The following is a 13,503-nucleotide window of genomic DNA, read 5'->3' as shown; positions in this document are numbered from 1 at the left end:
ACCAACCTACGCGTGTCGCCTGAGCCCACGATCGCGGGCGGCCGTGGGCGGTCCTGCAGGCCGCAGCGGCGTGATCGGACCCCTCCAGTGGAGCTGAGCAGCGTGGTCCCCTCTCACGACAGCCATGGGGACCGCTCGATCTCGACGTCCTCGATCTCATCGGCCCTGACGCCCTTCGTCCAGCCCATGTGCTGGTCGCCGGCGAAGTCCAGACGGGCCGCGACCTCCGGGGAGTCACTCAGCACCACGAGCGCACGGCCCGCCGACACCGACGACACGATCACCCGCGACCCCTTCCACCGACGATGCGGCGATCGACGCCTCGACGCGGCACCACGAGCCTTGCTTCCCGTCCAGGACGGGGTCCATCGCCCTCAGCCGCTCCCCGAGCGTCACACCGTCCACGTCGTGACGTCCTTCTGCGCGAACGGCGTCGGATTCAGCCTGCCGGCCTGCGGCGCCGGCGGCGGCGCGACCGGGCCGATCCGGTCCAGCACCGCGGCACAGGCCGCGGCCTCGTCCGCGAGCCCGTCCTTGACCGGATCGGGCCGACCGCGCTCGTAGTACGACAGCAGCCACCCCGAGGGCGAGCGCGAGAGCAGGTACTGATCGTCGCTCAGAGCGACCTCGTGGACGCCCTCGATCCACACGCGCCGCGCCAGGCCGCGGGAGCGCAGCACCTCCAGGAGCACCTCGAACGTCATCGCGCACCCTCCTCCTCCACGTCGACCTCGCGGATCACGATGTCACGGCCGCGGCCGTGAGACGCGCTCGACGTCGCGGCGCGGGCCGGCGACGAGTGCGACCTCGTCCAGGCTCCCCTCGATGAGATCCTCCTGACCGCACTCGAGGTGGAGCAGGTCCCGACGACCGCCCGCAGAGAGGCCCTCGATCCGGAGGTCGTCGTGAAGCCGGTCGTCGTGCCGGGCCGTGAGCTCTCGCAGCGTCATGGGCCAGGCGCTCTCCGGGTCGCGCCCTGAGCGCCCGCGCCGCAGGCGGACACCAGAGCCTCGAGCAGCGGCCCGCTCCAGGCGGTGAGGTCGGCCGGTTCCCCCGGAAGCGGGACGGCGTCGGGGCGCGGCGGTCGGGCGGACTCCAGGAGGCTCTGCCAGACGGCGTCGGGGTCGCGGGGGTCGGTGGGCCGCACCGGCACCAGGCGCCCGTCGGCGATCACGCGACGCGGCGGGGCCTGCGCGGGCTCCCCGGAGAGCGGCGTGACGACCGCGGAGTCGTAGAGCCGGCAGCCGACGTCCGGAGCCGACCGCCCGCGGCCTCCACGAGGCCGCCGTCGCCGACGTGCAGCGTCTCGCCGTCGCGCACCGGCTCGGTGCGGCGGGTGGTCAGCACGACGCCGTCGCTCATGCGTCGGCGGCCAGGGCCTTGCGGATGCGCTGGTCGCTGACGGGCACGGCGGTGCCGAGCTGCTGGGCCCACAGCGAGATGCGGTACTCCTCGAGCAGCCAGCGGACGCTGCGCAGCGCGGCGCCGGGCGGACGTCCCGACGGCAGCGCCTCGACGCGGTGCAGCCAGGTGTCCTGGAGGTCGGCGAGCTGGTCGGCGAGCTGCCGGTCGCGGACGACGGCCGAGGCGCCGTCGTCGAGCCGCTCGCGACGCAGGCGCGCGGCGGCCAGGTACGTCGGGTAGCGGCGCAGCTGGGCGGCGCCGGCCTCGCCGACGAACCCGCGGGCCATGAGCCGGCCGATCTGCGCGCGCAGGTCGGTGAGCGCGGGCAGCTGGGCGAGGTCGGCGCGGCCGGTGAGCAGGCGGTCGACGTCGCGCCACTCCCCCAGCACCCGCAGGACGTCGGCGAGCACGGCGCGGATGCGCGGCTCCTGCTCCCGGGCGGTCTCGGCGCGCAGGGCGTCGTACGCCGCCTGGTCGCGCACGGCCGGGCGGGCGTCGACCGCGTCGCCGAGCACGGCCAGGCGACAGTCGGCCAGCAGCTCCGCGACGCTCGGGTAGGGCGAGCCGGCCAGGCCGAGCTTCTCGGTGTTGGTCAGCGAGTCGATGACGGCCGGCGTCGGGTCGGGCAGCTCGAGGGCGAGGAGGCGTCGGACGCCGAGGCGGTGACGGGCGTCGCGCTCGTCGACGCTGCCGTAGGCCTGCAGGCCGACGGCGTCGCCCTCGTCGACCAGGCCGGGGAAGACGGTGACCTCGTGGCCGGCGCGGCGCTCGGTGTGCGTGGGCGCGATCTCGCCGAAGGTCCACGACCTCTGGCCGGTGGCGGTGAGCCCGGAGGTGTCGGCGACCTCGGCGATGGCCTGCTGGAACTGCGGACGCAGCGGCGCCTTGAGCGCCTCGAGGTCCTTGCCGCGGCCCTGCTCGGCGCCGGCGTCGTCGACGACGCGGTAGGTCGGCCGCAGGTGCTCGGGCACCTTGCTCCAGTCCCACGCCTCGCGCGGCACCACGACGCCGGTGGTGGCGCGGCACCAGCGCTCGAGGGCGTCGAGGAGCGGCTCCTCCCCCGGCGGTACGGCGGCGAGGAAGTCGCGCGCCTTGTCGGGCGCGGGCACGAAGGAGACCCGCAGGCTCTTGGGCAGGCTGCGGATCAGCGCCGTCACCAGCTCCTCGCGAAGCCCGGGGACGACCCACGAGAAGTCGTCGGACTCCACGCGGTTGAGCGTCGCGACGGGCACCTCGATGGTGAGGCCGTCGTCGGCCGAGCCCGGCTCGAAGTGGTAGCTGATGGGGAAGGTGAGCCCCTCGCCCTCCCACGTCTGCGGGTAGTCGGCCTCGTCGACCTCGTCGGCGGTGTCGTGGGTGAGCATCGCGGGGTCGAAGGTGAGCAGGTCGGGACGGCGGCGTCGCTCCTGCTTCCACCACTGGTCGAAGTGCGCGCCGCTGACGACGTCGCGGCCCACACGGGCGTCGTAGAAGTCGAAGAGGGTCTCGTCGTCGACGACGATGTCGCGACGCCGGGCCCGGTGCTCGAGCTCGGCGGCCTCCTCGAGCAGCCGCCGGTTGGTGGCGAGGAACTGGTGGCGGGTGCGCCACTCCTCCTGCACCAGCGCATGGCGGATGAACAGCTCGCGGGCCACCTCGGCGTCGACCTTGCCGTAGGAGACCAGCCGATCGGCCACCAGTGGGACGCCGTAGAGCGTGGCGCGCTCGTAGGCCATGACGGCCGCGCGCTTGGTGGACCAGTGCGGCTCGGAGTAGGTGCGCTTGACGAGGTCGCCGCCGAGGCGCTCGGCCCACTCGGGCTGGATCGCGGCCACCTGCCGCGCCCACAGCCGACTGGTCTCGACGAGCTCGCCGGCCATGACGAACGCCGGGGGCCGCCGCGCCAGCGGGCTGCCGGGGAAGATCGCGAACCGCGCGCCGCGCGCGCCGAGGTACTCCCGCATCGGACGTCGTCCACCGCGGCCCCTCTCGCCCTTGTCACGGCCCTCGCGCTCCTCGAGCGAGCCGATCTGGGAGAGCAGGCCCGAGAGCAGCGCCTGGTGGATGCCGTCGGCGTCGGGCTGGTCGGCGACGTGGCCGACGTGGATGCCCATCTCCTTGGCCACGGTGCGCAGCTGGGACTCGAAGTCCTGCCACTCGCGCACCCGCAGGTAGTTGAGCATCTCGCGCTTGCACATGCGGCGGAAGGCGTTGCCCGAGAGCTCGCGCTGCTGCTCGCGCAGGTAGCGCCACAGGCTCAGCCAGGTGAGGAAGTCCGAGCCCTCGACGCGGAAGCGGGCGTGCAGCTGGTCGGCCTGGGCCTGCAGCTCGGCGGGCCGCTCGCGGGGGTCCTGGAGGCTGAGCGCGGCGGCGATGACGAGCACCTCGCGCACGCAGCCCAGCCGCTCGGCCTCGAGGATCATCCGGCCCAGGCGGGGGTCGATGGGCAGCCGCGCCAGCTTCGTGCCCAGCCGCGTGAGGGTCGGCGCCGTGTCCTCGGCCCGGCGCGGACGCAGCGCCTGCAGCTCCTCGAGCAGCTGGACGCCGGAGGCGACGTTGCGGCGATCGGGCGGCTCGACGAACGGGAACCCGGCGAGGTCGCCGAGCCCGAGCGAGGCCATCTGCAGGATGACGCTGGCGAGGTTGGTGCGCAGGATCTCGGGATCGGTGAACTCCGGGCGGCCCTCGAAGTCCTCCTCGGAGTAGAGCCGGATCGCGATGCCCGGCGCCACGCGGCCGCAGCGTCCCGAGCGCTGGTTGGCCGAGGCCTGGCTGATCGGCTCGATCGGCAGCCGCTGCACCTTGGTGCGCACCGAGTAGCGCGAGATGCGCGCCAGGCCGGTGTCGACGACGTAGCGGATGCCCGGCACCGTCAGCGAGGTCTCGGCGACGTTCGTCGAGAGCACGATCCGGCGTCCGGCGTGCGGCGCGAAGACCCGCTGCTGCTCGGCCGCGGAGAGCCGGGAGTACAGCGGCACGACCTCGACGCCGCCGCCGCGCGTGGAGGCGGTCAGCTCGGAGAGCGCCTCGGCGGTGTCGCGGATCTCCCGCTCGCCGGGCAGGAAGACCAGGACGTCGCCGGGACCCTCGGCCATCAGCTCGCGGACGGCGTCGAGGATCGCCTCGGTCTGGTCGCGCTGGATCGCCTCGCCGTCCTCGTCGGCCTCGGGCAGCTCCAGCAGCGGGCGGTAGCGGACCTCGACGGGGTAGGTGCGGCCCGACACCTCGATGATCGGCGCCGGCGTGCCGTCGGCCGCGGCGAAGTGCTCGGCGAACCGCTCGGGGTCGATGGTGGCCGAGGTGACGATGAGCTTGAGGTCGGGACGCCGCGGCAGCAGCTGCTTGAGGTAGCCGAGCAGGAAGTCGATGTTGAGCGAGCGCTCGTGGGCCTCGTCGATGATGATCGTGTCGTAGCGCCACAGCATGCGGTCGCGCTGCAGCTCGGCGAGCAGGATGCCGTCGGTCATCAGCTTGACGCGGGTCTGCCGGCTGGTCTGGTCGGTGAAGCGCACCTGGTAGCCCACCGGCGAGTCCGGGCCGAGGCTCACCTTCAGCTCGTCGGCGATGCGCTGGGCCACCGAGCGGGCCGCGATCCGGCGGGGCTGGGTGTGGCCGATGAGGCCGCCGCGCCGCCGGACCTTCCCGTCGCGGCCGCGGTGCTCGGTGGAGCGGCCGCGTCCGAGCTCGAGGCAGATCTTCGGCAGCTGGGTGGTCTTGCCCGAGCCGGTCTCGCCGGCCACGATCACGACCTGGTGGTCGCGGATCGCCTCGGCGATGTCGTCGCGCCGCTGGCTGACCGGCAGCTCGGCGGGGTAGCTGATCCGCAGGCCCGCGGGGCGCCCGGACTGCGACTCGGGGCCGGGCTCCGGGCCGGGCTCGGCGCCGGGCTCGGCGGTCTGCTGCTCGGTGTCCATGGCGTCGGCCATCGTGCCAGCCCGGCGGTCGGGGCACGAAGCCCGACGGGGTGCCGCGCCATGACCCTTGCGAGAACGTGTTCTAGTTCTGGATGATGCGGGCATGACCGACCTCCTCGTCGTCGGCTCCGGGGGCGGCGCGCTCACCGGCGCCCTGCTCGCCGCCGCAGCCGGCCTGCGCACCGTCGTCGTCGAGGCCACGGACCGGATCGGCGGCACCTCGGCGTACTCCGGCGGAGCCTGCTGGCTGCCCGGCAGCACGGTGCAGCAGCGCGCCGGGCTCCCCGACTCCACCGACGGCGCCCGCGCCTACCTCGGCGCGGTGCTCGCCCTCGAGGGCTTCGAGCCCGACGCCGCGCGGCTCGAGGCCTTCCTCGCCGGCGCGCCGCGCCTGGTCGCCCGCCTCGAGGAGCTCGGCGTCCCCTTCGAGTGGCTGCCGTTCCCCGAGTACTACGCCGGCCCCGGCCGCGTGCCGGCCGGCCGCTCCATCAAGCCCACGGCCGTCAAGCGGGATGCCCTGCCCGCCGCGGTGGCGGACCTCGTCCGACCGCCCGTCGAGCTCGACCGCGCGGGTGCGCCGGGCCGTCGGACGCTCACCGGTGGGCAGGCGCTGATCGCCCGCCTCGCCGGGGCGTTCGTCGAGCACGGGGGGCGGATCCTCACCGAGCACCGCGTCGAGTCGCTGCTCGGCCCCGGGGTGCGCGGGGTCGTCGCCCGGACGCCGGACGGCGTCGTCGAGCTCGCGGCGTCGGCGGTGCTGCTGGGCTCCGGCGGCTTCGAGCGCGACCGCGCCCTGCGCGCCGACCACGGCGTCCCCGGCGACCCCGACTGGTCGATGGCCCCGGCGGGCACCAACCGCGGCGAGCCCATCACCGCCGCGCTCGCCGCCGGCGCCGCCGCCGACTGGACCGGCCACGGCTGGTTCTGCCCCGGCCTCCTGCAGCCCGACGGCGGCGGCTCGTTCACCCTCGGATTCCGCAGCGGCCTCATGCTCGACCGGCACGGCCGGCGCTACGGCAACGAGTGCCTGCCCTACGACCGGTTCGGCCGGGTCATGGCCGCCGACGCCGACCGCGTGCCGTCGTGGTTCGTCTTCGACTCCCGCGAGGGCGGACGCCTGCCGGCCATCGCGATGCCCGAGGGCGACGCCGCCGAGCACCTCGCCGCCGGCACCTGGGTGCGCGCGGACACCCTCGAGGAGCTCGCCGGCCTGATCGACGTCGACCCTGCGACGCTGCGCGCCCAGGTGGAGCGGTTCAACGGCTTCTGCGACACCGGCGTCGACGAGGACTTCGGACGCGGCGCCGACGAGTACGACACCTTCTTCGCCGGTGGCGCCGGGCCCAACGCGGCCCTCACGCCGGTGGACCAGCCGCCGTTCCTCGCCGCCCGGTTCGTGCTCTCCGACCTCGGCACCAAGGGCGGCGTCGCCGTCGACGCCGCCGCCCGCGCGGTGCGCCCGGACGGCACGCCGCTGCCCGGGCTCTACGCCTGCGGGAACGCGGCGTCCTCGCTCTTCGGGCCGGTCTACCCCGGCCCCGGCGCGCCGCTCGGCAGCGCCATGGTGGCCGCCGCCGCGGCCGTCGAGGACCTCACACGCCGGTGACCTCCGCGTCCCCGTCCTCGGGCCGCACGCTCGCGCGCGCCTCGGTGGCCACCGGCGTCACCCGCGCAGCCGCCGCCCGGTGCGCCGGACGTCCCCACGGAACGCGGGCGAGGACGCTCGCCGGCGCGATCGCGGCGGCGCTGACGGTGTAGGCGGTGTAGCCGGTGTTGGTGGCGGTGGTGCCGGTGGTGCCGGGCTGGCCGGGCTGCGTCTGACCGCCCATCTGGACGCCCATCTGGCCCCCCACCTGGCCCTGCTGCATCGGGCCGCCCATCTGGCCGCCCATCTGGCCCTGCTGGCCCATCTGCCCCTGCTGCATCTGCATCCGCCCCGGGCCGCCGAAGCCGCCCGGCCCACCGCGTCCGCCCGGTCCGCCGAACCCGCCGTCGTTGCTCGGGCTGGCCGCGGCCAGGGCCGCGGCACCGGCGCCGCCGAGCAGGACGCTGGCCACCGAGACGACGGCGACGCCGCGCCAGCCGAGGGCGCGGCCGCGGAAGGAGAGGCCGCCACGGGAGGCGGCCGGGGTGGTCGGGGACGGGACGGTGTAGGTCGTCGGGCTCATGGCTCCACCGTCGGCACCCGACCTGTGCCGCACCTGTGGCTGCGTCGAGAGCCAGCCTTGGGCTGATTCGAGGTCCGGATCGAGGGCGATCAGGTCAGGGAGAACTGGACGTTGTCAGGGGTTGCTTCCCCTGACAACGTCCAGCTTCCCCGGATATCCGGGGAGACCGCCCCACCCAGACACCACCCACGTGTCGCACAGGAAACCCACAGACAGCAGGTCCACAGTGTTCTCCATGGACCTCACCCGCGCCGACGGATCCCCTCTCCGCGTGCTCGTCGTCGACGACGAGCTCAACATCGCCGAGCTCATCAGCATGGCGCTGCGCTACGAGGGATGGCAGGTCGAGATGGCCCACACCGGCACCAAGGCGGTGCAGGCGGCCAAGGACTTCCGGCCCGACGCCGTGGTGCTCGACATGATGCTGCCCGACTTCGACGGCCTGGAGGTCCTGCGTCGCATGCGCGGCACCGACCCCGACCTGCCGGTGGTCTTCCTGACCGCCCGCGACGCCGTCGAGGACCGCATCGCCGGCCTCACCGCCGGGGGCGACGACTACGTCACCAAGCCGTTCTCCCTCGAGGAGGTCGTGGCTCGGCTGCGGGGACTCATGCGGCGCGCAGGTGCCCAGCAGCAGGCGGAGTCCAGCGTCCTCACCGTCGGCGACCTCAGCCTCGACGAGGACTCCCACGAGGTCTTCCGCGCCGGCCAGGAGATCAGCCTGACGGCCACCGAGTTCGAGCTGCTGCGCTACCTGATGCGCAACCCGCGGCGCGTGCTGAGCAAGGCCCAGATCCTCGACCGCGTCTGGAACTACGACTTCGGCGGCCAGGCCAACGTCGTCGAGCTCTACATCTCCTACCTGCGCAAGAAGGTCGACGCCGGCCGCGACCCGATGATCCACACCATGCGGGGCGCCGGCTACGTCCTCAAGCCGGCGGGCTGAGGTGGCGCTCCCCGCGCGACTGCGCGGCGTGCCGGCGCGACTGACCCCGCCGACGCTCACCGCCCGCCTGGTGCTGACCTCGGCGGTGCTGGCCCTCCTGGTCACCGTGCTGCTCGGCTCGCTGACGACCCTCGCGGTGCGCAGCTACCTCGGCGACCAGCTCGACCGCGACGTCGCCGCGGCGCTCGAGCGCGCCCAGCGGGTGCCGCCGGCCGCCGTGCTGGCCCCCTCGGCCCCCTCGGGCTCGCCCGACGCGGACGCCGACGGTCGCCGCGGCGACGGCTTCGGCCCCGGCGACGCCGTGGGCGGGCTCACCGCGCTGCGCGTGGTCTCCGACTCCCAGTCCTGGCGCGGGTTCATCACCGTGCAGGACGACTCCGGCTACGCCAGCCGCGACCCGCTCTCCAGCCGTGCCTCCGACGTGCTGGACGACGTGCCCGCCGACGGCCGCACCCATCGCGTCACCGTGCCCGGGCAGGGCTCCTACCTGGTGGCGGTGAACCGCGACGGCAGCGCCGCCGCCGGCCTGCCGACCGCCGACGTCGACGACGTCGTCGCGAGCCTGGTGCGCTCGGTGGTGCTGCTCGGGGCCGCGGCGATCCTGCTGGCCTGCGTGGCCGCGGCCGCGCTCGTGCGCCGTCAGCTGCGGCCGCTGCGCGAGGTCGCCGAGACCGCGCACACCGTCGCCGAGCTGCCGCTGGCCGACGGCGAGATCGACCTGGAGGAGCGCGTACCGGCCCACCTCACCGACGCCCGCAGCGAGGTCGGCCAGGTCGGCGCCGCCCTCAACACCCTGCTCGACCACGTCGCGACCTCGCTCGAGGCGCGGCACCGCAGCGAGCAGCAGGTGCGGCAGTTCGTCGCCGACGCCTCCCATGAGCTGCGCACCCCGCTGGCCACGATCGCCGGGTACACCGAGCTGGCGCGACGGCGCCCCGAGGACGCCGCGATGGCGGGCCTGGCCCTGGGCAAGGTCGAGGAGGAGGCGGTGCGGATGACCGCGCTCGTCGAGGACCTCCTGCTGCTGGCCCGCCTCGACGCCGGGCGTCCCCTCGAGCGCGAGGCCGTCGACCTCGCCCGGCTGTGCGTGGAGGCCGTCGCCGACGCCCGCGTCGTCAGCCCCGAGCACCACTGGCGCCTCGACGTCCCCGAGGGCGACGGCGCCCCCGAGGTGCTGGGCGACCCGCTGCGCCTGCACCAGGTGGTCACCAACCTGCTCACCAACGCCCGCAAGTACACCCCGGCCGGCTCGACGATCACCGTGCGCGTGCGCGAGGACGGCTTCGCGGTGCACGACGACGGGCCGGGCTTCCCGCCCGACCTCGTCGAGCACGCCTTCGAGCGGTTCGCCCGCGGCGACGCCGCCCGCACGCGTCAGGGCGGCGTCGGCCTGGGCCTGGCACTGGTGGAGGCGATCGTGACCTCCCACGGCGGCGCCGTGCGGTTGCGCTCGGAGCCGGGCGACACGACGATCGAGGTGACCCTGCCCCGGGCCTGACGGATCCCTGACGACCCTGTTACGGTAGATGTCGGATTGTCCGACAATCTTGCCAGGGGAGGCAGGTCATGACCGTCGTCAGCGAGAGCATCCGCACCGCCACGGAGTTCGCCCGCGCCGAGGAGCGCACCGCGCACAACTACCACCCGCTGCCGGTGGTGATCGAGCACGCCGAGGGCGCGTGGATGACCGACGTCGACGGACGCCGCCACCTCGACCTCCTCGCCGGCTACAGCGCGCTGAACTTCGGCCACGCCCACCCCGGCCTGCTGCGGGTCGCCCACGAGCAGCTCGACCGGCTCACGCTGACCAGCCGCGCCTTCGTCCACGACCGCTTCGCCGGCTTCACCGCCGCCCTCGCCGACCTGTGCGGCAAGGACCTCGTGCTGCCGATGAACACCGGCGCCGAGGCCGTCGAGACCGCGATCAAGGTCGCGCGCAAGTGGGGCTACGAGGTCAAGGGCGCCGCCCCCGACCGCGCCCGCATCATCGTGGCCGCCGGCAACTTCCACGGCCGCACCACCACCATCGTCGGCTTCTCCGACGACCCCGACGCCCGCGACGGCTTCGGCCCCTTCGCCCCCGGCTTCGTGATGGTGCCCTACGGCGACCTCGACGCCGTCCGCTCCGCCGTCGCCGAGGACCCCGCCAACACCGTGGCCGTGCTCGTCGAGCCGATCCAGGGCGAGGGCGGCGTCGTCATCCCGCCGGCCGGCTACCTGCGCGGCCTGCGCGAGCTGTGCACCGCCGAGCGCGTGCTGCTCATGGCCGACGAGATCCAGGCCGGCCTCGGCCGCACCGGCCGCACCTTCGCCTGCGACCACGAGGACGTCGTCCCCGACGTCTACGTGCTCGGCAAGGCGCTGGGCGCCGGCATCGTCCCCGTCTCCGCCGTCGTCGCCGACCGCGACGTCCTCGGCGTCCTGCGCCCGGGGCAGCACGGCTCCACCTTCGGCGGCAACCCGCTGGCCTGCGCCGTGGGCCACGAGGTCGTGCGGATGCTCGCCACCGGCGAGCACCAGGCCCGCGCCACCGAGCTCGGCGCCCTGCTCGCCGAGCGCCTGCAGGCGATGGTCGGCCACGGCATCGTCGGCTTCCGCAGCCGCGGCCTGTGGGCCGGCGTCGACATCGACCCCGCCGTCGGCACCGGCCGCGAGGTCTGCGAGCGGCTCCTCGAGCGCGGCGTCCTGGCCAAGGACACCCACGGCTCTACCATCCGCCTCGCCCCGCCGCTGGTGATCTCCGCCGACGACCTCGCCTGGGGTCTCGACCAGCTCGCCGCCGTCGTCGGCTGACGTCGGCGCGGCCCGGGCGTCAATTACCCGGCTGACCGGGTAATCGTCTGGTTGGCACGCGAAATGTCGCGTGCCAACCAGACAACTCGCGTGCCACGTCCGGCCGGATCAGCCCTCACAGGCGATCGACAGGCCGGCATGACCTCCGGCCCAGCGGGGCGGTCGAGAGTCGTCCCCATGACCACCGTCGCGTCCCCGCCCTCTCGGAGCCTGCCCGGCGATCCGCCCGGCAGCCCCTCCCCCACGAACCCCGACGACGGCCGTCGCGTGCGCCTCGAGCGTGGCGCCCTGGCCGCCCTCCTCCTCGGCACCGCCGCGCTCTACCTCATCGGGCTGAGCGCGTCGGGCTGGGGCAACGCCTTCTACGCCGCCGCGGCCCAGGCCGGGTCGGAGTCGTGGAAGGCCTTCTTCTTCGGATCCTCCGACGCCGCCAACTCCATCACCGTCGACAAGACGCCGCTGGCGCTGTGGCCGATGGGCCTCTCGGTGCGGATCTTCGGGCTCAGCTCGTGGAGCATCCTGGTGCCGCAGGCGCTCGAGGGCGTCGCCGCCGTCGCGCTCCTGCACGCGGCGATCAAGCGGGCCACCGGATCGGCCTGGGCCGGTCTGCTCGCCGGCGCCGTCATGGCGCTGACGCCCGTCGCGGTGCTGATGTTCCGCTTCGACAACCCCGACGCGATGCTCGTGCTGCTGCTCATCGGCTCGGCCTACGCCGTGCAGCGCGCCGTGGAGGTCAGCCGCGAGGGCGGCCATGCCGTCCGCTGGCTGGCCCTGGCCGGCACGCTCGTGGGCCTGGCGTTCCTCGCCAAGATGCTCCAGGCCTTCCTGGTGCTGCCGGCCCTCGGCCTGGCCTACCTGCTGCTCGCGGGCGTCCCGCTGGCGCGCCGCCTCGGGCACCTGCTGGTCGGGTTCGGCGCGATGATCGCCGCGGCCGGCTGGTGGATCGCGATCGTCGAGCTGTGGCCGGCGTCCTCGCGCCCCTACATCGGCGGCTCGCAGGACAACTCCATCCTCGAGCTGACCCTCGGCTACAACGGCCTGGGCCGCCTCAACGGCGACGAGACCGGATCGGTCGGCGGCGGAGGCGGCGGCGGTGGCGGCAACTGGGGCGCCACGGGCCTGCTGCGGATGTTCGGCAGCGAGGTCGGCAGCCAGATCGCCTGGCTGCTGCCGGCCGCCCTCATCCTCGGCGTCGCGGCCTTCTTCCTCTCCCGACGGCACGCCGAGCGTCCGCGCGTCCACGCCGCACTGACGATCTGGCTGGGCTGGCTGGTCGTCACCGGGCTGACCTTCAGCCTGATGGCCGGCATCTTCCACGCCTACTACACCGTCGCCCTGGCGCCCGCGATCGGCGCGCTCATCGGCATCGGCGCCTGGGCCGCGTGGGAGCACCGACGCACCGTGCTGGCCGCCGCCGTCCTCGGCTCGGCCACCGCCTTCACCGCCGTGTGGGCCTTCGTGCTGCTCGGCCGCGCCGACGCCTACGGCTGGCTGCGCTGGCCGGTGCTGCTCCTCGGCCTCGCCGTGGCCGCCGGCGTCGCCCTGGTCGGCGTGCTGCCCCGTCGAGCGGCGCTGGCCGTCGGCGTCGCCGCGATCCTCGTCGGCCTGGCCGCTCCCACGGCCTACTCGCTCTCGACCGCGGCCCAGGCCCACACCGGCTCGATCCCGACCGCCGGGCCGGCCGGCGCCGGCTCCATGGGCGGCCCCGGCGGCGGACGCGGTGGCCTCGGCGGCGGCATGCCGCCGGGCATGAACCAGAACGGGGCCCAGAACGGCACCCAGAACGGCCAGGGTCAGCCGCCCACGACGGGCCAGAACGGCACCGGCGGCCAGACCGGTCAGACCGGGCGCGCCGGCGGCATGGGCGGCCTGCTGAACGCCGCCGATCCCAGCGCCGCGATGGTCGCCCTGCTCAACCAGGACGCCGGCTCCTACCGCTGGGTCGCGGCGGCCGTCGGCTCGCAGAGCGCCGCCGGCTACCAGCTGGCCACCGAGAGCCCGGTCATGGCGATCGGCGGCTTCAACGGCAGCGACCCGAGCCCGACCCTGGCCCAGTTCAAGGCCTACGTGGCGGCCGGCGACATCCACTGGTTCATCGCCGGTGGCGGCTTCGGCGGCAACCAGAGTGGCGGCTCGAGCGCGTCCTCGGAGATCGCCTCGTGGGTGGAGTCGACCTTCACCTCCCAGACCGTGGACGGGGTCACCGTCTACGACCTCACCTCGGCCGCGAGCTGATCGCCCGGACGCGTCGTCGTGGCCGGCTTCTCCGGGTCCGGCTTCTCGGCCACCGCCTCGGACT

The 13,503-nt window shown here is 74.6% G+C and carries 9 protein-coding genes; 5 read left to right on the top strand and 4 right to left on the bottom strand.

Annotation, left to right across the window (positions count from 1 at the left end):
- Window positions 1-113: 113 nt before the first annotated feature.
- From ACZDWJ_RS11505 to hrpA, 3 genes are all read right to left on the bottom strand, one after another.
- Window positions 114-284 (bottom strand): hypothetical protein, encoded by a 171-nt coding sequence (locus tag ACZDWJ_RS11505; RefSeq protein WP_463521098.1) that lies wholly within the window; start codon window positions 282-284, stop codon window positions 114-116.
- 108 nt (window positions 285-392) lie between these two features.
- Window positions 393-704 (bottom strand): hypothetical protein, encoded by a 312-nt coding sequence (locus ACZDWJ_RS11500; RefSeq protein WP_463521097.1) that lies wholly within the window; start codon window positions 702-704, stop codon window positions 393-395.
- Window positions 705-1,358: 654 nt separating this feature from the next.
- Window positions 1,359-5,309 carry an ATP-dependent RNA helicase HrpA gene (gene hrpA / locus ACZDWJ_RS11495; RefSeq protein ID WP_463521096.1) on the bottom strand — a complete coding sequence of 1,317 codons (3,951 nt, stop codon included), beginning with the start codon at window positions 5,307-5,309 and terminating at the stop codon, window positions 1,359-1,361.
- A gap of 91 nt (window positions 5,310-5,400) precedes the next feature.
- Here hrpA and ACZDWJ_RS11490 point away from each other — a divergent pair, with 91 nt between their 5' ends.
- Window positions 5,401-6,903 (top strand): FAD-dependent oxidoreductase, encoded by a 1,503-nt coding sequence (locus ACZDWJ_RS11490; protein ID WP_463521095.1) that lies wholly within the window; start codon window positions 5,401-5,403, stop codon window positions 6,901-6,903.
- Here the strand turns inward: ACZDWJ_RS11490 and ACZDWJ_RS11485 are convergent.
- On the bottom strand, window positions 6,890-7,465 hold the full coding sequence (locus tag ACZDWJ_RS11485; protein ID WP_463521094.1) for a hypothetical protein: 576 nt from the start codon (window positions 7,463-7,465) through the stop codon (window positions 6,890-6,892). The two genes, ACZDWJ_RS11490 and ACZDWJ_RS11485, sit on opposite strands and share 14 nt — an antisense overlap.
- Window positions 7,466-7,700: 235 nt before the next feature.
- Here ACZDWJ_RS11485 and ACZDWJ_RS11480 point away from each other — a divergent pair, with 235 nt between their 5' ends.
- The 4 genes from ACZDWJ_RS11480 (at window position 7,701) to ACZDWJ_RS11465 (ending at window position 13,439) form a co-directional block, all read left to right on the top strand.
- Window positions 7,701-8,411 (top strand): response regulator transcription factor, encoded by a 711-nt coding sequence (locus tag ACZDWJ_RS11480; protein ID WP_463521093.1) that lies wholly within the window; start codon window positions 7,701-7,703, stop codon window positions 8,409-8,411.
- Between the two features lie 28 nt (window positions 8,412-8,439).
- A complete protein-coding gene (locus tag ACZDWJ_RS11475; RefSeq protein WP_463521092.1) occupies window positions 8,440-9,909 on the top strand; it encodes a sensor histidine kinase in 1,470 nt (489 codons plus the stop codon).
- A 68-nt stretch (window positions 9,910-9,977) separates the two neighbouring features.
- Window positions 9,978-11,204 carry an ornithine--oxo-acid transaminase gene (rocD, locus tag ACZDWJ_RS11470; protein WP_463521091.1) on the top strand — a complete coding sequence of 409 codons (1,227 nt, stop codon included), beginning with the start codon at window positions 9,978-9,980 and terminating at the stop codon, window positions 11,202-11,204.
- A 177-nt stretch (window positions 11,205-11,381) separates the two neighbouring features.
- The gene (locus ACZDWJ_RS11465; RefSeq protein WP_463521090.1) at window positions 11,382-13,439 is read left to right on the top strand and encodes a mannosyltransferase YkcB-related protein; all 2,058 of its coding nucleotides are present in this window, start codon (window positions 11,382-11,384) and stop codon (window positions 13,437-13,439) included.
- The last annotated feature ends 64 nt before the right edge of the window (window positions 13,440-13,503 follow it).

It is taken from the genome of Nocardioides sp. B129/18, from assembly GCF_055282735.1.
This window is presented reverse-complemented; position numbering and strand designations above follow the sequence as displayed.